The organism is Isoptericola sp. BMS4 (assembly GCF_011634835.1).
Lineage (GTDB): Bacteria > Actinomycetota > Actinomycetes > Actinomycetales > Cellulomonadaceae > Isoptericola.
This window is the reverse complement of the sequence record NZ_SIRP01000001.1, coordinates 3736847-3759533: the sequence shown is the minus strand read 5'-3', so window position 1 is coordinate 3759533 and position 22687 is coordinate 3736847. Positions and strand designations below refer to the sequence as shown.

The 22687-nt window shown below is 73.8% G+C and carries 19 protein-coding genes and 1 tRNA gene; 14 read left to right on the top strand and 6 right to left on the bottom strand.

The features are described 5' to 3' along the window. Positions 1-2: 2 nt before the first annotated feature. The gene (locus EYB28_RS16945) at positions 3-1337 is read right to left on the bottom strand and encodes a DUF234 domain-containing protein (protein ID WP_205710950.1); all 1335 of its coding nucleotides are present in this window, start codon (positions 1335-1337) and stop codon (positions 3-5) included. A gap of 374 nt (positions 1338-1711) precedes the next feature. Here EYB28_RS16945 and EYB28_RS16940 point away from each other — a divergent pair, with 374 nt between their 5' ends. The 7 genes from EYB28_RS16940 (at position 1712) to EYB28_RS16910 (ending at position 9461) form a co-directional block, all read left to right on the top strand. Beyond that, a complete protein-coding gene (locus EYB28_RS16940) occupies positions 1712-3367 on the top strand; it encodes an ABC transporter substrate-binding protein (RefSeq protein ID WP_166850290.1) in 1656 nt (551 codons plus the stop codon). 251 nt (positions 3368-3618) lie between these two features. Beyond that, entirely contained in the window at positions 3619-4623 is a 1005-nt protein-coding gene (locus tag EYB28_RS16935) for an ABC transporter permease (RefSeq protein ID WP_166850288.1), read from the top strand. Beyond that, positions 4616-5545: an ABC transporter permease gene (locus tag EYB28_RS16930; RefSeq protein ID WP_166850287.1), complete on the top strand. Its 930-nt coding sequence runs from the start codon at positions 4616-4618 to the stop codon at positions 5543-5545. Before EYB28_RS16935 ends, EYB28_RS16930 begins: the two co-directional genes overlap by 8 nt. Before the next feature lie 14 nt (positions 5546-5559). Next, positions 5560-6633, top strand: a complete 1074-nt coding sequence (locus EYB28_RS16925) for an ABC transporter ATP-binding protein (RefSeq protein WP_166850285.1) — start codon at positions 5560-5562, stop codon at positions 6631-6633. Further along, positions 6626-7819: an ABC transporter ATP-binding protein gene (locus tag EYB28_RS16920; RefSeq protein ID WP_240930609.1), complete on the top strand. Its 1194-nt coding sequence runs from the start codon at positions 6626-6628 to the stop codon at positions 7817-7819. The genes EYB28_RS16925 and EYB28_RS16920 overlap by 8 nt, the downstream gene beginning before the upstream one ends. After that, positions 7816-8622, top strand: coding sequence for a type 1 glutamine amidotransferase (locus EYB28_RS16915; RefSeq protein WP_166850283.1), 807 nt, complete (start codon positions 7816-7818; stop codon positions 8620-8622). The genes EYB28_RS16920 and EYB28_RS16915 overlap by 4 nt, the downstream gene beginning before the upstream one ends. After that, positions 8622-9461 (top strand): serine hydrolase, encoded by an 840-nt coding sequence (locus EYB28_RS16910; RefSeq protein ID WP_166850281.1) that lies wholly within the window; start codon positions 8622-8624, stop codon positions 9459-9461. The genes EYB28_RS16915 and EYB28_RS16910 overlap by 1 nt, the downstream gene beginning before the upstream one ends. Here the strand turns inward: EYB28_RS16910 and EYB28_RS16905 are convergent. The 4 genes from EYB28_RS16905 to fdhD all read right to left on the bottom strand — a co-directional run bounded on the left by EYB28_RS16905 (position 9403) and on the right by fdhD (position 14509). After that, positions 9403-10635 (bottom strand): CynX/NimT family MFS transporter, encoded by a 1233-nt coding sequence (locus EYB28_RS16905; protein WP_166850277.1) that lies wholly within the window; start codon positions 10633-10635, stop codon positions 9403-9405. The genes EYB28_RS16910 and EYB28_RS16905 overlap by 59 nt on opposite strands. Beyond that, positions 10632-11141 (bottom strand): MarR family winged helix-turn-helix transcriptional regulator, encoded by a 510-nt coding sequence (locus EYB28_RS16900; protein WP_166850275.1) that lies wholly within the window; start codon positions 11139-11141, stop codon positions 10632-10634. The genes EYB28_RS16905 and EYB28_RS16900 overlap by 4 nt, the downstream gene beginning before the upstream one ends. A gap of 121 nt (positions 11142-11262) precedes the next feature. Continuing rightward, positions 11263-13539, bottom strand: coding sequence for an FdhF/YdeP family oxidoreductase (locus EYB28_RS16895; RefSeq protein ID WP_166850272.1), 2277 nt, complete (start codon positions 13537-13539; stop codon positions 11263-11265). Between the two features lie 85 nt (positions 13540-13624). Next, positions 13625-14509, bottom strand: a complete 885-nt coding sequence (fdhD, locus tag EYB28_RS16890; protein WP_166850269.1) for a formate dehydrogenase accessory sulfurtransferase FdhD — start codon at positions 14507-14509, stop codon at positions 13625-13627. A 156-nt stretch (positions 14510-14665) separates the two neighbouring features. Here fdhD and fdhA point away from each other — a divergent pair, with 156 nt between their 5' ends. After that, positions 14666-15889, top strand: a complete 1224-nt coding sequence (gene fdhA, locus EYB28_RS16885; RefSeq protein ID WP_166850266.1) for a formaldehyde dehydrogenase, glutathione-independent — start codon at positions 14666-14668, stop codon at positions 15887-15889. 87 nt (positions 15890-15976) lie between these two features. Here fdhA and EYB28_RS16880 read toward each other — a convergent pair whose 3' ends face one another. Then, positions 15977-16576: a TetR/AcrR family transcriptional regulator gene (locus tag EYB28_RS16880; protein ID WP_166852660.1), complete on the bottom strand. Its 600-nt coding sequence runs from the start codon at positions 16574-16576 to the stop codon at positions 15977-15979. Positions 16577-16855: 279 nt separating this feature from the next. Between EYB28_RS16880 and EYB28_RS16875 the strand changes: the two genes are divergently transcribed. From EYB28_RS16875 to pth, 6 genes are all read left to right on the top strand, one after another. Beyond that, positions 16856-16927: transfer RNA gene (locus tag EYB28_RS16875), tRNA-Gln, on the top strand. A 149-nt stretch (positions 16928-17076) separates the two neighbouring features. Continuing rightward, positions 17077-18693 carry a bifunctional UDP-N-acetylglucosamine diphosphorylase/glucosamine-1-phosphate N-acetyltransferase GlmU gene (gene glmU / locus EYB28_RS16870; RefSeq protein ID WP_166852657.1) on the top strand — a complete coding sequence of 539 codons (1617 nt, stop codon included), beginning with the start codon at positions 17077-17079 and terminating at the stop codon, positions 18691-18693. Beyond that, the gene (locus tag EYB28_RS16865) at positions 18690-19673 is read left to right on the top strand and encodes a ribose-phosphate diphosphokinase (protein ID WP_166850263.1); all 984 of its coding nucleotides are present in this window, start codon (positions 18690-18692) and stop codon (positions 19671-19673) included. The genes glmU and EYB28_RS16865 overlap by 4 nt, the downstream gene beginning before the upstream one ends. A 116-nt stretch (positions 19674-19789) precedes the next feature. Beyond that, positions 19790-20926, top strand: a complete 1137-nt coding sequence (locus tag EYB28_RS16860) for a glycosyltransferase family 2 protein (RefSeq protein ID WP_166850260.1) — start codon at positions 19790-19792, stop codon at positions 20924-20926. A gap of 358 nt (positions 20927-21284) precedes the next feature. Continuing rightward, entirely contained in the window at positions 21285-21902 is a 618-nt protein-coding gene (locus EYB28_RS16855; protein WP_166850257.1) for a 50S ribosomal protein L25/general stress protein Ctc, read from the top strand. A 99-nt stretch (positions 21903-22001) separates the two neighbouring features. Beyond that, a complete protein-coding gene (gene pth / locus EYB28_RS16850) occupies positions 22002-22604 on the top strand; it encodes an aminoacyl-tRNA hydrolase (protein ID WP_166850255.1) in 603 nt (200 codons plus the stop codon). The last annotated feature ends 83 nt before the right edge of the window (positions 22605-22687 follow it).

Here is a 22687-nt window from a genome sequence, read left to right as displayed (position 1 = left end):
GCTCAGCGCCAGGCGGCCACCAGCTGCTCCGGGCCCCAGGTGGCGGCGAGCGGCAGGTCGCCGTCGACCCCGGACCGGGAGACCGCGACGAGCGGGGTGGTGGCGTCGGCGCCGGGCACCGCGGTGACGGCGCGGGCGAGCGCGTCGTACTCCTGGCGGCCGAAGGGCCGGGACTCGTGCCACTTGACGGATCCCAGGAACTGCACCGACCGGGCGACCGGTGTGCGGTCGGCACCGACGAGGTCGACCTCCGGGTTGTTGCGGCGGTTCCACCACCCTCCGACGAACTCGGTCGTGGGCCAGGCGTCGTCGGGGAGGAGCCGTTCGAGAGATGCGCGCACGAACGGTTCGACGGCGCGCCCCCGCCAGGCGGCCCACCCGCGCTCGACGTGGTCGAGTGCGACGTCGCCGCGGCCGCGTTCCACGAGCGGGATCGCGCGCGCGGCGAAGGCCAGCCAGAACCGGAGGTAGGGGTCGGCGACGCGGTACCGGTTGTTCTTGGTGTCCGACGTCGTCGACAGGGGGCGGTCGGCCGCGATCACGTGCTTGGCCTGCAGCGTCTTCAGCAGCGGGCCGAGCGCCCCGGACTTGAGCACACCGTCCCCGCCGGCGGAGGACGCGATCCCGGTGAATGTCCGTTCCCCGGTGCCGATCGCCTCGAGGACCGCTCGCGCCTGGGTGGACTCGGGGAACTCGCCCAGCAGGGTGAGCTCGCCGGAGACCAGCAGCGGGGACAGCGGATCGGCGAACGATGTCCGGAGGAAGTCGCGTAGCGTCATGCCGCGCGGCCACGACCGGACGATCTCCGGGAAGCCGCCCGTGACGAGCAGGGCATCCACCGCGGCGGCGGGATCGAGCCCCGTGGCGTCCTGGACGTCGGCCACGTGCAGGGGCTCGACGCGTAGCGGGGTCGCGCGGCCGAAGAACGGCCTCCCGTGCTCCTGCAGCTGCTCCATCACCGACGTGTCGCTGCCCACCAGGAGCAGCAGCACGGGCTTGTGGGCGAGATGCTGGTCCCACACCGTCTGCAGGGCGCCCTCGAAGTCGGCGGCGCGTTCGGTGAGCCACGGGATCTCGTCCAGCACGACGACGGCGGGCGTGTCGTCGGGGAGCGCGATCGCCAGAGCGCGAAGCGCCTGGTTCCAGTCGCTTGCCTGCAGGCCCGCGACGAGGCCCGCCTGCGGGAGCCCGGACTGCGTCACGGTCGCCAGGAACTCCGCGCGCTCGCTTCCCGGTGCGCGCCCACGGGTGGCCTGAAAGATGACGGCGGGCAGGCCGGAGCGGTCGCAGAACTCCTGCACGAGCCGTGACTTGCCGACCCGTCGTCGGCCGGACACGATGACGGCCCGGCCGCGAGTGGCTCCCGTGCCGTCGCGGACCGCGCGTCGCTGATCGTCGAGCCGAGCAAGATCGGACCGTCTGCCCTGGAACTCCATCGCGCCTCGTAATGCTAGAAGAAGATTAACTTAGAACAAATCTAACTTCATGCCCGTCGACGTGTCCACCTGCCCGGCGGTCTCGGTGGGCTAGTCCAGGTCGGCCGGAGGCGTCGAGGCAGCGTGCGAGCCAGCAGGCTGTCGGTGGTCCGAGGCGCGACACGCAGACCGATCGTTACCGACCCTTAACAGAGATTTTCGTCACCAGACGTCATGATGGCGATATGTTCCACGGCAATGCCGCCGTGGGGCGGCAACGACGTGGGGAGATGCCGGTGAGGACGACTCGGTGGGCCGCCACAGCGGCCGCGGTGACGCTGGCCCTGGCGGGGTGCTCGTCAGGTGGCGGAGACGACGACGGCGGGACGGACGGTGGTACCGACGGGGGCGGAGGCGGCACCGTCCACCTCGGTCTGGAGCAGGACGTCGACACGCTGCTCCCGATGGACTCCAACGTCGGGGACAACATCTCCGTGCTGGACGTCGTGTACGACGGGCTGGTCCGGTACGACCCCGAGACGACGGAGCCGTACAACTACGTCGCCGAGAGCGTCGAGTCCGACGACAACAAGGTCTGGACGATCACGATCAAGCCCGACCTGACGTTCCAGAACGGCGAGCCGGTGGACGCGAACGCGTTCGCCCGCGCCTGGAACTACGCCGCGTACGGCCCGAACGCCATGGCGAACAACTACTTCTTCGAGCGTATCGAGGGCTACGACGCGATGCAGGGCGAGGTCGACGACGACGGCAACGTCGTCACCGAGCCCACGGCCGAGGAGCTGTCGGGGCTGGCGGTCAAGGACGACCTCACCCTGGAGGTCACGCTGACGGCGCCGTTCGCCGGGTTCTCCACGATGCTCGGCTACACGGGCTTCTTCCCGATCGCGCAGGCGTGCCTCGACGACATCGAGACCTGCGCCACGCAGCCCATCGGCAACGGGCCGTTCCAGGTGGACGAGTGGCAGCAGGGCATCAGCCTCACCGCCAGCCGCTGGGACGAGTACACGCTGGACGAGACGCCTGCCTACGACACCATCGAGTGGACCGAGTACGCGGGCGAGGAGAACTGGCCCGACTTCCAGGCGGGCATCCTCGACGTGGCCTTCCCGCCGCCCGCCGAGCAGGCCGCGGCCGCTGCCGACCCGAGCCTGCAGGAGCGCTACCTCGAGAGCCCCGGCGCGGCGCTCACCTACCTCGCGTTCCCCCTGTACAAGGAGGGCCCGTGGCAGGACATCGAGGTCCGCAAGGCGCTGTCGATGGCGATCGACCGGCAGGGCATCATCGACGCCCTCATGCCGGGCCAGCGCGTGCCCGCCGACAGCTGGGTGGTGCCCGACGGCGTCCCCGGCGGCGAGCCCGGGACGTGCGAGTGGTGCAGCTTCGACCCGGACGCCGCCAAGGCCGCCCTGGACGCCGCGGGCGGCTGGCCCGACGGTGAGACCCTGACGATCCACCTCGGCCAGGACGAGACCGAGGAGGCGCTCTTCAAGGCCGTGGGCGACTCCATCCAGGAGACGCTCGGCATCGCGTACGAGCTGGACCCGACGCCGGACTACTTCGCCAGGCGCGGCGCCCGGGACTTCGACGGCGCGTTCCGCGCCAACTGGTTCCCGGACTACCCGCTCAACGAGAACTACCTGGCTCCCGTGTACGCGAGCGGCGACGAGAAGAACGGCAACACCAACTTCGGGTACTACGGCGAGGAGTTCGAGGCCGCGGTCGCCGCCGGTGACCAGTCGGCGTCCCTGGACGAGGCCATCGGCCACTACCAGGACGCCGAGGCGGCGCTCGCGCAGGACTTCCCGACCGCCCCGCTGTTCTTCTCGGTGAACTCGTACTACTTCTCCGAGCGGCTCTCGAACGTCGTCCTCGACCCGTTCAGCGGCGAGCCCAAGCTCCGCCTCCTCGAGGTCAGCGACGACATGTAGCAGATCGCCGTCGTGCACCCGAGCCCGGGCGTCGGGGGCGACGGGGCGAAGGAGACGAGGGGGTCTTCCCCGCGAGGCTGGCCAGGTCTGGCGGGAGCCGAGCGAGGAACGAGCGAGGCGGATGGCGCGCCTCGAGGGAAGACCCCCTCGTCTCCTGGACGGCGAGCGAGGCTGACCGACGGACGGTGGTGGGGTGACAAGAGCAACCCCACCCGGCGCGCCGGGGACGACGAGAGATCAGAAGGACGTGAATGGGCCGCTACATCCTCCGCCGGGCGCTGCTGGGCGCGCTGACGCTGCTGATCGTGATGTTCGTGCTGCACCTGCTCACGACGTTCGCGATCCAGCTCAACGGCAACCCGGCGCTGGCGTTCTTCGGCGACCGGGTGCCGACCGACGCGCAGGTGGCCGCCGTCGAGGCCCGGTACGGGCTCGACGACCCGTGCTACGACCAGACGGGTAACCCGTGCCTCGGCCCGTTCGTCGAGCGGCTGGGCTCGTACGCGCAGGGCGACTTCGGCACCGACCTGCGGGGCCGCGAGGTGACGGACATCGTCGCGACGGCGGCGCCCAACACGCTGAAGCTGTTCGCGGTGGTGACCGTGACGTGGTTCGTGCTCGGCATGGGCCTGGGCTCGGTCGCCGCGCGGTGGCGGGGGCGCCCGACCGACCACGGCATCCGGATGTCGTCCGTGCTCATCGACGCGTTCCCGATCTTCGTGCTGCTGCTGGTCTACCGCTACGTGTTCGCGGTGCCGCTGAGCGGCTGGGCCACGTCGACGTTCGGCGCGGACAGCATGGCGGCCCTGTGGTTCCGGCCGTCGTTCGACGACGACCACCCGTGGGCGACGCTGCTCGTCCCGGGGATCCTGCTGGGCCTCGCCGGCTCCGCGGCGTTCATCCGCCTGGTGCGCGCGAGCCAGCTCGAGGCGTACACGGGCGAGCACGTGCGGACGGCGCGGTCGCGCGGGCTGCCGGAGCGCCACGTGGTCGTGCACCACGTGGTGCGCAACTCGTCGGTGCCCGTGGTCACGGCCGTCGGGCTGACGTTCACGGAGGCGCTCGCGGGCGCCGTGATCACCGAGGGGATGATGAACATCTACGGCATGGGCGGTGTGCTCTGGGAGGCGGTGCGCGCCAGCGACGTGGCCCTGGTGGTCGGCGTCGTCACCATCCTGGCGGCGGTGACGGTCGTGGTCATGCTGGTCGTCGACGTCGCCTACGCCGCCCTCGACCCGAGGATCCGTTATGCCTGAGCCCACGACGCCGGAGGTGGCGGCGGCCGTCGACGTCGCGGCGGGACGCTCGCTCGGGGCGGACGCGTGGCATCGCCTGCGCCGCCGGCCCGACGTGATCGTGGCCGTGGTCGTGGTGGCGTTCTTCGCCGTCGTCGCCGCCGTCCCGACGCTGTTCACGTCGACGGACCCGCAGCGCTGCGTCATCGGCGACTCGAAGATCCACCCGCAGGGGTTCGGCGCGACCCACCCGTTCGGCACGGACGCGCACGGGTGCGACGTGCTCGCCCAGCTGGCGCACGGCGCCCGCCCGTCGCTGCTGCTGGCGTTCGTCGTGGTGGGCGCGTCGGTGGTCATCGGGGTGGTCCTGGGCCTGCTCGCGGGGTACTACCTCGGCTGGGTCGACGGGATCGTCTCCCGGGTGATCGAGGTGTTCCTGGTGATCCCGCTGCTGCTCGCGGCGCTCCTGCTGCTCTCGCTGTTCCGCAACGTGCACGTGGGGTCGGGCACGTTCGACGTCATCCTGCTGCCCGCCATCGTGCTGACCCTGTTCGCGTGGATGGGGTACGCCCGCTACGTGCGCGCGAGCGTGCTGGAGGCGAAGAACCTCGACTACGTGACGGCGGCGCGGGCACTCGGCGCGTCGGACGTGCGGATCATGCTGCGGCACGTGCTGCCGAACGCCGTCGGCCCGGTGACGGCGCTGGTGCCGACCGCGATCGCGGGCGTCATCAGCGCGGAGGCGGTGCTGGCCTTCCTCGGCATCGGGGTGCGCCCGCCCGCGGTGAGCTGGGGGATCATGATCACGCGCGGCTCGGAGTGGGTGACGGGCGGGTACGCGTACCTGCTGCTGTTCCCCCTCGGCTGCCTGGTGCTGACGGTGCTGGCGCTCGTCGTCCTCGGCGACGCGCTGCGTGACGCGCTCGACCCGAGGCTGCGGTGAGAGGGAGGGGAACGATGACGACGTCCGTGCCGGTCGACGTCCGGGACCGGGAGTCCGAGGACACCGGCGACACCGGGCCGCGGGACGTGGGCGAGACGCTGCTCGAGGTGGACGACCTCGCGGTGGAGTTCCGCGGCGACGACGGCGTGGTCCGGGCCGTGGACGGCCTCGGGTACCGGGTGGTCGCGGGCCGGACCCTCGCGCTGGTGGGGGAGTCGGGCTGCGGCAAGTCGGTGAGCTCGCTCGCGGTGATGGGCCTGCTGCCGCCGGCGGCGCGGGTGACGCGCGGGTCGGCGCGGTTCCGGGGCACGGACCTGCTCGCCCTGCCGCCGGCGCGGCACCGGGAGCACTGCGGCCGCCATGTCGCGATGGTGTTCCAGGACGCGCTGGCCGCGCTGAACCCGGTGCACACGGTGGGCTACCAGCTCACCGAGGCGCTACGGGCGCGCACCGGCGCGTCGCGGCGGGACGCCCGGCGGCGCGCGGTCGAGCTGCTGGACCTGGTCAAGGTGCCGCACGCGGCGCAGCGCGTCCACGAGTACCCGCACCAGTTCTCCGGCGGGATGCGCCAGCGGGTCATGATCGCGTCGGCGCTGGCGCTGGACCCGGACGTGCTCATCGCGGACGAGCCGACGACGGCGCTCGACGTCACGGTGCAGGCGCAGGTGATGCAGCTGCTGGCGGAGATCCAGGCGGAGCGGAACATGGGCCTCGTGCTGATCACGCACGACCTCGGCGTGGTGGCGGGCGTCGCGGACGACGTCACGGTGATGTACGCGGGCCGGGCCGTGGAGCAGGCGCCGGTGCGGGAGCTGTACGAGGCGCCGGCGCACCCCTACACCCGCGCGCTGCTGCGGTCGGTACCCCGCCTGGCCGGCGGGGGCACGGACGCCGACGGCCGCCTGCCGGTGGTCCCCGGCCGCCCGCCGGCACCGGGCCGCGTGCCCTCGGGGTGCGCGTTCCACCCGCGGTGCGACCTGGCCCGTGACGTCTGCCGCACGGACGTCCCGCCCCTGGCCGAGGCGGCCCCGGGACGGTCGTCCGCGTGCCACTTCTCCGCCGAGGTGCTCGGAGGTGCCCGTGGCTGAGCTGACCCGCCCGTCGCCCGACGCCGGGACGCCCGGCGACGTCGTGCTCGAGGTGCGCGACCTGGCCAAGTCGTACCCCGTGCGCCGCGGCGTCGTGCTCAAGAGGACCGTCGGCCAGGTGCAGGCCGTCGACGGCGTGAACCTCACGTTGCGCCGCGGCCGCACGCTCGGCCTGGTGGGGGAGTCGGGCTCCGGCAAGTCGACCCTCGCCAGGGTTCTCGTGGGCATCGAGAGGCCCACCCGGGGCGCGGTGCTGGTCGACGGCCAGGACGTGTCGACGATGTCGCGGGCCGAGCGCAAGCACCTGCGACGTTCCGTACAGATGGTCTTCCAGGACCCGTACACGTCCCTGAACCCGCGGATGTCGGTGGCGGAGATCGTGGGCGAGCCGTTCCGGATCCACCCGGACGCCGTGCCGGCGGGCGGGCGGCGCCGCGCCGTCGCGGAGCTGCTGGAGCTGGTGGGTCTCGACCCGGACCACGCGAACCGCTACCCCCACCAGTTCTCCGGCGGTCAGCGCCAGCGGATCGGCGTCGCGCGGGCGCTGGCGGTCAAGCCGCGCGTGCTCGTGTGCGACGAGCCGGTGTCGGCCCTCGACGTGTCCGTGCAGGGCCAGGTCATCAACCTGCTCGAGGACCTGCAGGACGAGCTCGGGCTGTCCTACCTGTTCATCGCGCACGACCTCGCGGTGGTGCGGCACATCGCCGACGAGGTCGCGGTGATGTACCTGGGCCGCGTGGTGGAGCAGGGCGTCGGCCCCACCGTGTACGAGGCCGCGAGCCATCCGTACACGCGGGCGCTGCTCTCCGCGGTGCCCGTGCCCGACCCGGGGGCGGCCGCCGCGTCCCGGCCGCTGCTGCTGGAGGGCGACCCGCCTTCGCCCGCCGACCCGCCGTCCGGCTGCCGGTTCCACACGCGGTGCTGGCTCGCCCACCAGATCGGCGCGGCGCGGGCGAACTGCGCCGACGGCGACGCGGGCTCCGTGCCGGAACGCTGCCGCACGCAGGATCCGGCGCTCCTCCCGCCGGACGCCCCCTCCGCCCCGGCCCGGCCCGACGAGGAGACCGGGCCCGCTCCGGAGCACGTCGCGGCGTGCCACTTCGCGGACCTGGTCCCGGGCGGCGCCCCGGATACCTCGTCCCGCACATCGACCAGCACCTCGACCAGCATGGGAGCCGACTCGTGACCCGACCGACGGTCGTCCTCGTCCAGAACTCACCGACCAGCACCGCGGGGCGCCTGCCGGAGTGGCTGTCCGACGCCGGCGTCGACGCGCGGGTGGTCCAGGGCGAGGACCTCGCCGCGCAGGTCCCGGCGATCGAGGGCGACGACGCGACGGGGCGGGTCCACGGGCTGGTGCTGCTGGGCGGTGGCCTGCTGCCGGACGAGGACGACCGGGCGCCGTGGCTCCCGCACGAGCGCGAGCTCACCGTGCAGGCGGCCCGCGCGGGCGTCCCCGTCCTGGGCATCTGCCTCGGCGCCCAGGTGGTCGCGCACGTGACCGGCGGGGAGGTCACCGGCCGCTCGGGCGAGACGGAGAAGGGGATGTGCCCGGTGGACCTGCTCGACGCCGCGGCCGACGACGCGCTGCTCGGCGGCCTGTACCGCGCGCACGGGACGTCGCCGGGCGCGCTGCGGATGATCGAGCACCACCAGGACTCCGTCACGGGGCTGCCGCCGGACGCCGTCCTGCTCGCGACGAGCGACGCCTGCCGGGTGCAGGCCTTCCGGGTGGGGGTCGCGTGGGGCGTGCAGTTCCACCCGGAGGCCCCCGCGGAGCGGATCGGCACCTGGGACGCCGCAGAGCTCGCCGCCTCCGGCTACGACCGTGACGCGATGCAGGCCGAGGCCGCGGCGCACGACGCGACGAACTCGGCCCAGGCGCGGGTGCTCGCCGAGGCGTTCGCGGACGTTGTCCACCGGACCCGGCCGCACGTGGACGGCCGGGTCTCCGGGCGGACCCGCCCGCGCCGGGCGGGGGTGCGCTGATGCCGGCCACGGGGACGCACTCGGACGGGGTGCCCACCGTCGCCTACCAGGTGCGCCGGGCGGGCGGCGAGGTCCTCGCCGCGCGGGACGCCGACCTGCCGTTCTACGCGGCCTCGACCGTCAAGCTGGCGGTCTTCGCGGCCGTCGCCCGGGCGCTGGATGCCGGGACGCTGACGCTGGACCGGCGCGTGACCAGCACCGACACGTTCGCCTCGCAGGTGCCGGGTGCGCCCGACTACCGCATCGAGCCGGACGACCTGGACCCCGGCATGCCGCCGCCCGGCACCGAGGTGACGTTCGGCGAGGTCGTCGAGCGCATGGTCGTCGTGTCGTCCAACGAGGCCACGAACATGGTGATCGACGCCGTCGGGCTCGACGCCGCGAACCGGGTCCTGGCGGACGCCGGCGCCGCCGCGAGCGTCGTCGGGCGCAAGTACTCCGACCTGGCCGCCGAGGCGGCGGGCGCCACCCACCGCACGACGGCGGGCGACCTGGCGAGCCTCATGTCCGCCGTCGTGACGGGCGCGCTGGCCGGCCCCGAGCCGACGGCCTGGATGCTCGACCTGCTGGGACGCCAGGACGACCGGCAGCTCACCGCCGGCGTCCCGCGGGACGTGCCGCACGGTTCCAAGTCGGGCTGGGTGGACGGCATCCGGCACGACGTGGCGTTCGTCGGCGAGCCGGGCCCGGGAGCGCTGGTCGTGGCGGTCTGCTCCCGCGGCTACGCGCCGGCCGACGCCGAGGAGACGCTGCGCGCGCTCGGCGCGCTGGCGGTGGACCTCACGGGTGCCTGCCGGGCGCCGGCCGGCCCGACGCCAGCCACATCGCCGCGGTCATGACCGCCAGCACGGCGGCGACGGCCGCCAGCGGCACGGTCCAGCCGCCCGTGGACTCCTGCACGGCGCCGACGGCGGTGGGCGCGACGGCGGCGCAGGCGTAGCCCGCGGTCTGCACGGCGGCGGAGGTGCGCCGCGCCACGGCGAGGGTGGGGCTGCGCTGCGCGACGAGCGTGAAGATCACGGTGAAGTTCCCGCCCTGGGCGGCCCCGGCCAGGCCCACCCACAGCCACCAGAGCGACGGCGCGGCGAGCAGGCCGACGGGCAGCGACAGCCACATCGCGGCGAGGAGCATCGCGACCCGGCGGGGCGCCGTCCCGCGGGCGAGCACCGCCGGCACCAGGAGGGACCCGGCCACCGCGCACAGCTGGAACGGCGCGGCCGCGCCCCCGGCGGCGGCGTCGCCCATCCCCAGCCGGTCCTGCAGGATCGCGGGCAGCCACGCGGTCATCGCGTAGTAGCCGGACGCCTGCCCGGCGAACGCCACGGACAGCAGGACGGCGAGGCGCCGCGCCGCGGCCCGCTCGGCGGGGGCGAGGGCGGCGAGCTCGTGGCGTGCCGACGGCGGGCGGCCGCCGGCCGCGCGGTCCGCCGCCGGCCGCGCGCGGCCCGCCGGCACCCAGGTGGACAGGCCGACGACCGCGAGGACGCCCCAGCCGACGAGCGCCCACTGCCACCCGAGGGTCGCCGCCAGCGGCACCGTGAGCATGGTGGTGAACGTGGAGCCGAGGTTCATCGTGGCGCTGTAGGCGCCGGTGACGACGGCGGCACGGTCGCGGAAGTCGCGGGTGATGACCACGGGGACGGCCACGTTCCCCACGGTGATCGCGATCCCGACGACGGCGGTCCCGGCGAGCGCGGCCGGCACGGAGCCGCCGGAGCGCAGCAGCGTGCCGACGAGGATGCCGCCGAGGGCGGCGGTGACCGACGCCTCCGGCCCGAGGCGCGCCACGAGCACCGACGCCAGCGGGGTGCACAGCGCGAAGCAGAGGACGGGGACGGACGTGAGCAGCCCGACGCCGGCCGCGGTGAGCCCGAGCCCGGCGGCGACGTCGTCGACGACCGGCGGCAGCGCGGTGATGGGGGCGCGCAGGTTGAGGGCGACCAGCAGCAGCGCGGCCAGCAGCCATCCGGCGGGGGCGCCGTCGCGGCGCCCGGGGCGGGGCGTGGCCGTCACTCGTCGAACTGGGCGCCGACGGCGCGCAGCAGCGCGGCCAGCTGGGGACGCACGGCCGCGGGCAGGGCGTCCAGCACCCGCGCCTCGACGTCGAGCAGGTCGCTCATCGCGGCGTCGACCCGGCGGCGGCCGGCCGCGGTGAGCTCCACGAGCACGCCGCGGCGGTCCTCGGGCGCCCGGTGGCGCTCCACGAGGCCGCGCTTCTCGAGGCGGTCGATGCGGTTGGTCATGGTGCCGCTGGTGACGAGGGTCTGGGCGACGAGCACCCCCGGCGACAGCCGGTAGGGCTCGCCCGCACGGCGCAGCGCGGACAGGACGTCGAACTCCCAGGTCTCGAGGTCGTGCCGGTCGAAGGCGCTGCGCCGGGCGCGGTCGAGGTGCCGCGCGAGCCGGCTCACGCGGGAGAAGACGGTCAGCGGCTCGACGTCGAGGTCGGGGCGCTCGCGGCGCCAGGCCGCGACGATGCGGTCGACCTCGTCCGCTCCGCGGGGCTCCGTGACGTCCATGCCGAGAGGATACGCCGTTCTCTCGACGTCAAGAATCTTGACGCCGCGCCACCATCTGCGATTTGTCAGGGTGAGCGCGCGGTATACCCCGCGCTCACCCTGACAACTCGCCGGGGCCAGGTCAGGCGGGTTCGAGGCGCACGACGACAGCCTTGGAGACGGGCGTGCGGCTCGTCTCGGCGGTCGCCCCCAGAGGCACCAGGACGTTCGCCTCCGGGAAGTACGCCGCTGCGCAGCCGCGGGCCGTCGGGTAGGCGACGACCCGCTGGCCGCGCAGCACCCGGTCGACGCCGTCGTGGTACTCGCCGTGCACGTCGACGGTCGCCCCGTCGGCGAGGCCGAGCTCGGCGAGGTCGTCCGGGTGCACGAGGACCACGGCCCGCCCGCCCTTGACGCCGCGGTAGCGGTCGTCGGCGCGGTAGACGGTCGTGTTGAACTGGTCGTGCGAGCGGATCGTCTGCAGCAGCAGGCGCCCCGGCGGGCACTCCACGGGTGCCAGCTCGTTGACGGTCAGGTGCGCGCGCCCGTCGGACGTCGGGAACGTGCGCGAGTCCCGCGGCCCGTGCGGCAGCAGGAACCCGCCGTCGCGGCGCACCTTGGCGTTGTAGTCGTCGAACCCGGGCACGACGCGCGCCACGTGGTCGCGGATCACGTCGTAGTCACGCTCCATGGCCGCCCAGTCGACCGGCCCCGCCCCGCCGGGGCGCGCGCCCAGGACGGCGCGCGCCGTCCGGGTCACGATCGCGACCTCGGACAGCAGCACCGGCCCGACCGGCTCGACCTTGCCGCGCGACGCGTGCACCGCGCAGACGGTGTCCTCGACGGAGACGAGCTGCTCGCCCGTGGCCTGCCGGTCGATCTCGGTGCGCCCGAGCGTCGGCAGGATCAGCGCCTCGCGCCCGACGACGGCGTGCGAGCGGTTGAGCTTCGTGGAGATCTGCACCGTGAGGTCGGTGCGGCGCAGCGCGTCCTCCGCCGCGCCGGTGTCGGAGATCGCCGCGACAAGGTTGCCCCCGAGCGCGACGAGCGCCTTGATCCGCCCGGCGGCCATGCCCTCGATCGTGCCGACCGCGTCCACGCCGTGCGCGCGCGGCACGCCGAACCCGAACTCCGCCTCGAGCGCGTCGAGGAACGGCTCCGGCATCCGCTCCCAGATGCCCATGGTGCGGTCGCCCTGCACGTTGGAGTGCCCGCGGATCGGTGACGCCCCGGCCCCGGGCCGCCCGACGTGCCCCCGCAGCAGGAGCAGGTTGACGATCTCCCTGATGGTGGGGACCGCCTGGGTGTGCTGGGTCAGGCCCATCGCCCAGGTGACGATGACCCGGTCGGCGCGCAGGTAGCGCTCCGCGAGCTCGTCGATCTCGGCGCTCGTCAGCCCCGTCGCGGCCAGCACGGCCTCCTCGTCGAGGTCGGCCAGGTGCGCGGTCAGCTCCGCGAGGCCCGACGTGTGCGCGGCGAGGAACCCGTGGTCGAGCACGGTCCCCGGCGCCGCGGCCTCCGCGTCGAGCACCCGCTTCGACAGCGCCTGCAGCAGCGCCATGTCCCCGCCGAGGCGGATCTGCAGGAACTGGTCGGCGAGCTCGGTCCCGCGGCCGGCCAGCCCGCGCACCGTCTGCGGGTTCTTGTACCGCATGAGCCCGGCCTCGGGCAGCGGATTGACGGCCACGATGCTCGCGCCGTTCCGCTTGGCCTCCTCGAGCGCGGTGAGCATGCGCGGGTGGTTGCTGCCCGGGTTCTGCCCCATGATCACGACGAGGTCGGTCCTGCGGAAGTCGTCGTAGGTGATCGTCGCCTTGCCGACGCCGAGCGTCTCGCCGAGCGCCGCCCCCGTGGACTCGTGGCACATGTTGGAGCAGTCGGGCAGGTTGTTCGTGCCGAAGGCGCGCACGAAGAGCTGGTACACGAATGCGGCCTCGTTGGACGCGCGCCCGCTCGTGTAGAACGACGCCTGGTCGGGGGAGTCGAGCCCGTTCAGCCGGTCGGCGAGGATCGCGAACGCCTCGTCCCAGCCGATCGGCTCGTACCGGTCCGAGCCGGCCGGCTTGTGCACCGGCTCGACGAGCCGGCCCTGCTGCCCCAGCCAGCGCTCGGACCGCGCGGCGAGGTCGGTGAGGGGGTGCTCGGACCAGAACTCGCGGGGCACGGTCAGCGGCGTGGCCTCCCAGGTGACGGCCTTGGCGCCGTTCTCGCAGAACTCCGCGGTCTTGCGCCGGTCCGGGTCGGGCCACGCGCAGCTCATGCAGTCGAAGCCGTCGCGCTGGTTCATCGCCAGCAGCAGCCGCGCGGAGCGCAGCGGCCCCATGCCGCGCAGGGCGGGCCCGAGCGCGTGCGTGATGCCGGGCAGGCCCGCTGCCCAGACCTTCGGCGGTCTCGTCTCGCGGGGCCGGTCGGCGGTCATACCGTGTCCTTCCTGCACGACCGCTGCGGTGCCTCGCTCCGGTACGCCTCGTTCCTCGGCCTCCCTCCGCGGGGGCTCCTCGCACTCATGCCGCGTCACCTGCACGCTCGTCCCCGGCGGCCGCGTCCTCGTCCTCGACCACGCGGTGCCCGCCCGCGTAGACGACGAGCGAGGGGTCCCGGACGAAGCCGACGAGCGTGAGGCCGGCCTCGTCCGCGAGCTCGGCGGCGAGCGACGACGGCGCGGACACGGCCGCGAGCACCGGCACGCCGGCCATGACCGCCTTCTGCGTGAGCTCGAAGCTCGCCCGCCCGGACACCACGAGCACGGTCCCCCGCAGCGGCAGCATCCCCGCCGCGGCGGCCCACCCGACCACCTTGTCGACGGCGTTGTGCCGACCCACGTCCTCGCGGACGACGAGCGCCTCGCCGGTGGCGACGTCAAAGAGTCCCGCGGCGTGCAGCCCGCCGGTGCGCGCGAAGACGTCCTGCGCGGCGCGCAGGCGCCCCGGGAGCGCGGCGAGCGTGGCGGCGTCCACGCGGACCGGGTCGTCGGCCACCGTGAACGCTCCGCGCGTGCGCACCGCGTCGATCGACGCCTTGCCGCACAGCCCGCACGCGCTGGAGGTGAAGAACTCCCTGGCGAGGGTGGGGTCGGGAGGGCGCACGCCGGCCGCGAGCGCGACGTCGAGCACGTTGTAGGTGTTCTCGCCCACGCCGGGGAGCCCCGGCGAGCCGGCGCACCAGCGCGCCCCGGCGACCTGGTCGCCCGCGGTGACGACGCCCTCGGACACGAGGAACCCGGTGGCGAGCTCCACGTCGTGCCCGGGGGTGCGCATCGTGACGGCGTACGAGCGTCCGCCCACGCGGATCTCCAGCGGCTCCTCGCCCGCGAGGAGGTCGTCGCGGCGGGCCGTGCGCCCGCCGATCGTGAGGCGCCGGACGCGGCGTCGGACGGTGACCCGGCTCATACCGCAGGCCTAGCAGACCCGCGCCCCGCACACAACGGCGACGCGAGCGGATGAAGTCCGACGGAGCCGTCTGCCCGCACTGCCTGGCCCCCGCGACCTGCCTACCGTCGAAGGACCGGCTCAGACCGGGCCGGGTGTGGTTCGAGGAGGAGCACCATGGCAGACACCAACCGCGCGGTCGCGTACAAGGGGCCGGGTGAGGTCGCCGTCATCGACATCGACTACCCGACCTTCGAGCTCAGGGACGGGCCCGGGGTGAACCCGGCCAACGTCGGCCGCCAGGTCCACCACGGCGTGATCGTCAAGACGGTCGCCACGAACATCTGCGGTTCGGACCAGCACATGGTCCGCGGGCGCACCACGGCGCCGCAGGACCTCGTGCTCGGTCACGAGATCACCGGCGAGGTCGTCGAGGTCGGCCGGGACGTCGAGTTCATCAAGGTCGGCGACCTCGTCTCGGTGCCGTTCAACATCGCCTGCGGGCGCTGCAAGAACTGCAAGGAGCGCAAGACCGGCATCTGTCTGAACGTCAACCCGGACCGGCCGGGCAGCGCCTACGGCTACGTCGACATGGGCGGCTGGGTCGGCGGCCAGGCGAACTACGTGCTGGTGCCGTACGCCGACTGGAACCTGCTGAGGTTCCCGGACCGCGACCAGGCGCTCGAGAAGATCATGGACCTCACGATGCTGTCCGACATCTTCCCGACCGGGTTCCACGGCGCCGTGACCGCCGGGGTCGGCGTGGGCTCCACGGTGTACGTCGCGGGGGCGGGGCCCGTCGGGCTCGCCGCGGCGACGGGCGCGCAGCTGCTGGGGGCGGCGGTGGTGATCGTCGGCGACATGAACGCGGACCGGCTCGCGCAGGCACGCAGCTTCGGCTGCGAGACGGTCGACCTGACGAAGGGCGGTCCGGTCGAGCAGATCGAGCAGATCCTCGGGGTCCCCGAGGTCGACTGCGGCGTCGACGCCGTCGGGTTCGAGGCGAGGGGGCACGGCGCCGACGCGAGCCACGAGGCTCCGGCGACGGTGCTCAACTCGCTGATGGACCTCACCGCCGCGGGCGGCGCGCTGGGCATCCCGGGGCTGTACGTCACGGGCGACCCCGGCGGCATCGACGAGGCCGCGAAGAAGGGCTCCCTGTCGCTGAGCCTCGGCACCGGCTGGGCGAAGTCGCTGTCGTTCACCACGGGCCAGTGCCCAGTGATGAAGTACCACCGCGGGCTGATGCAGGCGATCCTGCACGACCGGGTGCAGATCGCGAAGAACGTCCACGCGACTGCGATCCCGCTCGAGGACGCCCCGCGGGGCTACGCCGAGTTCGACGCCGGGGCGGCGACGAAGTACGTCATCGACGCCAACGGCTACCTGGACGGCCGCTGACGACGGCGCCACCGCGTCGGGCGTGCCGGTCCGGTCCCCACGACGGGCGGATGGGGACCGGACCGGCACCCTCGACGAGCCGCGGCGTCAGCGGGGCCCGGTCAGCGCGGGCTTGCGCTCCATCCCCGACAGGCCGTTCCACGCGAGGTTGACCAGGTGCGCGGCGACCTCGGTCTTCTTCGGGCTGCGCGCGTCGAGCCAGTACTGGCCGGTGAGCGCGACCATCCCGACGAGCATCTGCGCGTACAGCGGCGCCGCCTTCGGGTCGAGCCCGTTGGCCCGGAACTGGTCGGCGAGGATGCTCTCGACCTGCGTCGCGACGTCGCCGATGAGGCTGGAGAACGTGCCGGTGGCCTGCGCGACGGGGGAGTCGCGCACGAGGATGCGGAAGCCGTCCTCCGACGCCTCGATGTACCCGAGCAGGGCCAGGGCGGTGCGCTCGACGATCACCTTGGGGTGGCCGCCCTCGGCCAGCGCGCCCGTGAGCGCCGACGTGAGCGCCTGGACCTCACGGTCGACGATGACGGCGTAGATGCCCTCCTTGCCGCCGAAGTGCTCGTACACGACCGGCTTGGACACCTGGGCGCGCGCGGCGATCTCCTCCACGCTGGTGCCGTCGAAGCCCTTCTCGGCGAACAGCCGGCGGCTCACGGCCAGCAGCTGCTCGCGGCGCTGGCTCGCCGTCATCCGGGCGCGCGGGGTGCGCTTGGGCGCGCGGGAGTCGGCAGGCATGCCCCTCATTGTGCCTGGTCGCCGGTGCGTCCGCGGGGTCCGCCCGCCCGCCGTGCCCGCGCCGTGCACGTGCCGGGCGGACGACGGCGGCCGGCCGGTGTGGCGCGCACCACGGGCCTCACGGCGTCCACATGGTCGGCCGCGCGCCGGGGCACGCCCCCGGACCTGGCAGACTGAGGACGGACGCTCGACGGTGCCGCCACGCGACGCGCGGTGCCGGGCTCGGGCGGCCGTTCCGCCTTGGTGTAATCGGCAGCACACGGGTTTTTGGTGCCCTTGGTCCAGGTTCGAGCCCTGGGGGCGGAGCACGTGCACACGACAGAGACGGAGAAGACGTGGTCTCGACAGGCTCGACCGGAACGCCGGGCGGCACCGTGACGGACGGCTCCACGTACACACGACGGCCCGCGCGACCGGCCGCCGTCGTCGTCCTCGCCGCCGGGCAGGGCACCCGGATGCGGTCCGCGGTCCCCAAGGTCCTGCACACCCTGGGTGGGCGCAGCATGCTCGGGCACGCGATGACCGCTGCCCGCGAGCTCGACCCGCGGCTGGTGGCCGTCGTCGTGCGGCACGAGCGGGACCAGGTGGCCGCGGCCGCGACGGAGCTCGACGCGACCGCCCTCGTCGTCGACCAGGACGAGGTGCCCGGCACGGGCCGCGCCGTGCAGTGCGCGCTCGACGCCCTCGACACCAAGGCGCACGCCGCCCGCGCGGCGGAGCTCGCGCACGCCGAGGACCTGCACGACGGCGACGAGCACCCCCTCGGCGACGGGCTCGACGGCGCGGTCGTCGTCCTCGCCGGCGACATCCCGCTGCTCGACGGCGCGACGCTCGCGGAGCTGCTGGCGGCCCACCACGCGGACGGCAACGCCGTCACGATCCTCACCACGCAGGTGGGCGACGCCACGGGCTACGGCCGCATCGTGCGCGAGGAGGGCACGGGCGACGTGCTCGCCGTCGTGGAGCACAAGGACGCGACGCCCGCGCAGCGGGAGATCCGTGAGATCAACAGCTCCGTGTACGTGTTCGACGCCGCGGTGCTGCGCCGCGGGCTCGGCGGGCTCGGCACCGACAACGCGCAGGGCGAGGTCTACCTCACCGACGTCGTCGCCTCCGCGCGGGCCGAGGGCGGGGCGGTGCGGGCCGTGCTGAGCGACGACCCGATGCTCGTCGAGGGCGTCAACGACCGGGTCGCGCTCGCGACCCTCGGCGCGGAGCTCAACCGCCGCGTCCTCGACGGCTGGATGCGGGCCGGGGTCACCGTCGTCGACCCGGCCACCACGTGGGTCGACGTCGACGTGGAGCTCGCGCCGGACGTCACGCTGCTGCCCGGCACCCAGCTGCACGGCGCCACCGTCGTCGCCGCCGGCGCCACCGTCGGGCCCGACACGACGCTCACCGACGTCGAGGTCGGGGCGGGCGCCACGGTCGTGCGCACGCACGGCTCGCTGTCCGTCGTCGGGGAGGGCGCGAGCGTGGGCCCGTTCGCCTACCTGCGCCCGAACACCGTGCTCGGCGCCTCCGGCAAGATCGGGACCTTCGTCGAGACGAAGAACAGCGAGATCGGCGCGGGCTCCAAGGTGCCGCACCTGTCGTACGTCGGCGACGCCACCATCGGCGAGCAGTCCAACATCGGCGCCGCGTCCGTCACCGTCAACTACGACGGCATCGCCAAGCACCGCACCGTCATCGGCTCCCACGCCCGCACCGGCGCGGACAACATGTTCGTCGCGCCCGTCACCGTCGGCGACGGCGCCTACACGGCCGCGGGGTCGGTCATCACGAAGGACGTGCCCGCCGGCGCGCTCGGTGTCAGCCGCTCCCAGCAGCGCAACATCGACGGCTGGGTGGAGCGCCGTCGCCCCGGGACGCCCGCGGCGGAGGCCGCCGCCCGCGCCGCGCAGGCCCCCACGACGGACGCCCCGCGGCTGGGTGCGCAGGCGCAGCGCCAGCTCGCCGAGCACAATGCCCTCACCGGGACGATCCCGGTGGTGTCCCCGCCCGCCGATCCGGCGGGCACCCGCTCCGACGACAGCTCCGCCGCCGACACCGAAGGAAGCACGCAGCGATGAACAACTCCATCCCCGGAACCGGTGAGCGCACCCTCGTCCTCGCCACGGGACGGGCGCACCCCGAGCTCGCGGAGGCGGTGGCGAAGGAGCTCGGCATCGAGCTGCTGCCGACGTCGGCGTACGACTTCGCGAACAGCGAGACGTACGTGCGGTTCAGCGAGTCGGTCCGCGGCACGGACATCTTCCTGCTGCAGAGCCACACCGCGCCGGTCAACCAGTGGCTCATGGAGCAGCTGCTGATGGTGGACGCCGCCAAGCGCGGCTCGGCGCGGACGGTCACGGCGGTGGCGCCGTTCTACGCGTACGCACGCCAGGACAAGAAGGGCCGCGGGCGCGAGCCCATCTCGGCCCGTCTGGTCGCGGACATGCTCAAGACCGCCGGTGCCGACCGCATCCTGAGCGTCGACCTGCACACGCCGCAGATCCAGGGCTTCTTCGACGGCCCGGTCGACCACCTGTGGGCGATGCCGGTGCTGGTCGACTACGTGCGCACCCGCGTCGACCTGTCCAACGTAGCCGTGGTCTCGCCCGACGCCGGCCGCATCCGCGTCGCCGAGCAGTGGGCCGCGAAGCTCGGCGGCTGCCCGCTCGCGTTCGTGCACAAGACGCGCGACGTGACCCGCCCGAACCAGGCCGTCGCCAACCGCGTGGTCGGCGACGTCGAGGGACGCGACTGCGTGCTCGTGGACGACCTCATCGACACGGGCGGCACCATCGCCGAGGCGGCGAAGGTCGTCATGGAGGCCGGCGCCCGCTCGGTCACGGTCGCGGCGACGCACGGCGTCCTGTCCGACCCGGCCGCCCAGCGGCTGCAGGAGTGCGGGGTCACCGAGGTCGTCGTCACCGACACGCTGCCGATCTCCGCGGACAAGCGGTTCGACAAGCTCACCGTGCTGTCCATCGCGCCGCTCGTGGCCCGCGCCATCCGCGAGGTCTTCGACGACGGGTCGGTGACGAGCCTCTTCGACGGCAACGCCTGACACCTGACGTGCCGTGGGCGCGAGATCGGTGCCTCCCCCGCCCGGGGAGGCACCGATCTCGCGCCCACAGCACTGTGGCGGGGGCGACGTAGGCTGTCCCGGCGAAGGAGGGCCGAGTGGACGTGACCGTGGTGGTCCCCACGTACAACGAGGGACCGAACGTCGCGGAGCTGGTGCGCAGGATCGCGTCGGCCTTCGACCGTGACGGCGACGCCGGGGGTGTGACGCCCGGCGGGGTCGACGTGCTCTTCGTCGACGACTCGACCGACGGCACCCCCGACGAGATCGCCCGCGTCGCCGAGGCGGCGCCGCTGCCTGTACGGATGATCCACCGCGAGCGGCCCGACGGCGGCCTCGCGGGCGCCGTCGTCGCCGGGCTGCGCGCTGCGACGGGCGAGCTCGCCGTCGTCATGGACGGCGACCTGCAGCACCCGCCCGAGACGGTGCCGCTGCTGGTGGAGCGCGCCCGGGAGGCGCGCGCCGACGTCGTCGTCGCGTCGCGATACCTCGGCCGGGGGGACGCCGGTGGGCTCGACGGGCGCTACCGGCGCCTGGTCTCGACGGCGTCGGGGCTGCTGGCGCGGTCGATGTTCCCCGTCAAGCTCCGCGACGTCTCCGACCCGATGACGGGGTTCTTCGTCGTGCGCCCGGCGGCCGTCGACCTGGACGCGCTGCGGCCCCGCGGGTTCAAGATCCTGCTGGAGATCCTCGCCCGGCAGCGCCTGGCCGTCGTCGAGGTGCCGTTCGTCTTCGGCGAGCGGTTCGCGGGCCGGTCCAAGGCGAGCGTCGCCAACGGGCTGCGCTACCTGCGCCAGCTGACGTCGCTGCGCTTCGGGCGCATGTCGCCGTTCGCCGTGATCGGCGCGGTCGGCTCGGTGCTCAACCTGGCCATCCTCGCCGTGCTGCAGGGCGTCGGCGTGCACTACCTGCCCGCGGTGATCGTCGCGAACGCGGTGACGATCGTCACCAACTTCCTGCTGCAGGAACGCTTCGTCTTCGCCGACCTGCGCGACGGCGCGTACCGGTTCTCCGGGAGGTTCCTGCGCTCGTTCGCGTTCAACGGCACCGAGGCGGCGGTGCGGACGCTGCTGCTGTGGTGGATCGTCGAGCGGGCGGTGCCGTACCCCGAGCTGGTGCAGGCCGTGCTCATCCTCGTGGCGTTCGTCGTCCGGTTCGTGTTCCAGACCCAGGTGGTCTACCGGCCGCGGGCGGCTCGGGCGGCGGCGCGGGCCGCCGACCGTACGGGCACCTGACCGGCCCGCGACGGCCCGGGGCACCGGGGTGGGGCCGGGCCTGTCATCACGGCGGCGGGGACGTTATACTCGACCGGTTGCCTCGGCGAGGGACGTCTGACGGGCGCCGGTCCATGCACTTCGTGCAGCGGCCAGGTCGCACCCTCAGAGCAGGATCCGTCGGATTTCCGTGATCGACTGGGCGGCCTCGACGCACCGCGCGCACGCGCCGGTCGTCGCGGCGCGTCCTCGGTCGCGTCCGTCATGTGTCCCACGCCGACGCAGCCGCCGGTCCGCGGGGCACCTCCCTCACCCTCGTGGGCACGCCGACGTCTCCCACTGGTCGTCGGCACGCACAGACCTTCCAGGAGTGATCCACGTGTCCGACATCAAGCTCGCCGCCGAGGCCCGCACCGAGTTCGGCAAGGGCGCCGCCCGCCGTCTGCGCCGCGAGAACAAGATCCCCGCGGTCCTGTACGGCCACGGCACCGACCCGGTGCACATCACGCTGCCGGGCCACGCGACCATGCTCGCGATGCGGCACAGCAACGCCCTGTTCTCGATCGAGCTCGAGGGCAAGACCGAGCTGGCCGTCGCCAAGGACGTGCAGCGCACCCCGGTCAACAGCCTCATCGAGCACGTCGACTTCCTGCTCGTGCGCCGCGGCGAGAAGATCGCCGTCGACGTCCAGGTGAACGTCGTGGGCGAGTCGGCCCCCGGCACCATCCACTGGGTCGAGGCGCAGACCCTGTCGGTCGAGGCCGAGGCCACCCACCTGCCGGAGTCCGTCGAGGTGTCCATCGAGGGCCTCGAGGTCGGCGCGCACGTCGCCGCCGGCCAGGTCGAGCTGCCGAACGGCGTGACGCTGCTGACCGACCCGGAGGCGTCCGTCGTCACGATCGCCGAGCCGCGTGCCGAGGTCGCCGCGGAGGACGAGGAGGCCGAGGGCGAGGCCGAGGAGCCCGCCGCCGAGGCCGCGGAGTCCACCGAGGGCTGACCCCCACCACCTCGCTGTGAGCGCGATTTCGGGGACTATGCGCACTCGCATAGTCCCCGAAATCGCGCTCACAGCGCTCACTGCAGGAGTGGACCACCCATGACCGACTCCCCGTGGCTCGTCGTCGGCCTCGGCAACCCTGGCCCGCGGTACGCGGGCAACCGGCACAACGTCGGGCACATGGTGCTCGACCTGCTGGCCGAGCGCACGGGCGCGCGCTTCGCCCGGCACCCGCGGGCGCAGGCCGTGGCGGCCGAGGCGCGCCTCGGCATGCTGCCGAGGGGCGTGCCTGGGCCCCGCGTCGTGCTCGCCAAGCCGACCACGTTCATGAACGTCTCGGGCGGGCCGGTCTCCGCGCTCGCGAAGTACTACGGCATCGACGCCGGGCACGTGCTCGTCGTGCACGACGAGGTCGACATCCCGTTCGACACGATCAAGCTCAAGGCCGGCGGCGGCGAGGGCGGCCACAACGGGCTGCGGGACGTCACCAAGGCGCTCGGCACCAAGGAGTACGTGCGCGTACGGGTCGGCGTGGGCCGCCCGCCCGGTCGCACCGACACCGCCGACCACGTGCTCAAGGACTTCAGCGCGACGGAGCGCAAGGACCTGCCCATGCTCGTCGACGACGCCGCGGACGCCGTGGAGCAGGTGGTCGCCGAGGGGCTGCTCGCCGCCCAGCAGAGGTACCACGCGCGAGCCTGACCGGCACGAATCACCCGGGTGACGTCCCCTCCCACCCCTCGGAAGCCCGGCCCGCGCGACCTACGCTGACAGGGCCGCCCGGC

Excerpts from the sequence above, each read along its gene's own strand:
- EYB28_RS16900 (WP_166850275.1), bottom strand. The coding sequence starts at position 11,141 with ATGGACGTCACGGAGCCCCGCGGAGCGGACGAGGTCGACCGCATCGTC.
- EYB28_RS16930 (WP_166850287.1), top strand. The coding sequence starts at position 4,616 with ATGCCTGAGCCCACGACGCCGGAGGTGGCGGCGGCCGTCGACGTCGCG.
- pth (WP_166850255.1), top strand. The coding sequence starts at position 22,002 with ATGACCGACTCCCCGTGGCTCGTCGTCGGCCTCGGCAACCCTGGCCCG.
- glmU (WP_166852657.1), top strand. The coding sequence starts at position 17,077 with ATGCGGTCCGCGGTCCCCAAGGTCCTGCACACCCTGGGTGGGCGCAGC.
- EYB28_RS16935 (WP_166850288.1), top strand. The coding sequence starts at position 3,619 with ATGGGCCGCTACATCCTCCGCCGGGCGCTGCTGGGCGCGCTGACGCTG.
- EYB28_RS16880 (WP_166852660.1), bottom strand. The coding sequence starts at position 16,576 with ATGACGGCGAGCCAGCGCCGCGAGCAGCTGCTGGCCGTGAGCCGCCGG.
- EYB28_RS16895 (WP_166850272.1), bottom strand. The coding sequence starts at position 13,539 with ATGACCGCCGACCGGCCCCGCGAGACGAGACCGCCGAAGGTCTGGGCA.
- EYB28_RS16910 (WP_166850281.1), top strand. The coding sequence starts at position 8,622 with ATGCCGGCCACGGGGACGCACTCGGACGGGGTGCCCACCGTCGCCTAC.
- EYB28_RS16925 (WP_166850285.1), top strand. The coding sequence starts at position 5,560 with ATGACGACGTCCGTGCCGGTCGACGTCCGGGACCGGGAGTCCGAGGAC.
- fdhD (WP_166850269.1), bottom strand. The coding sequence starts at position 14,509 with ATGAGCCGGGTCACCGTCCGACGCCGCGTCCGGCGCCTCACGATCGGC.
- EYB28_RS16865 (WP_166850263.1), top strand. The coding sequence starts at position 18,690 with ATGAACAACTCCATCCCCGGAACCGGTGAGCGCACCCTCGTCCTCGCC.
- fdhA (WP_166850266.1), top strand. The coding sequence starts at position 14,666 with ATGGCAGACACCAACCGCGCGGTCGCGTACAAGGGGCCGGGTGAGGTC.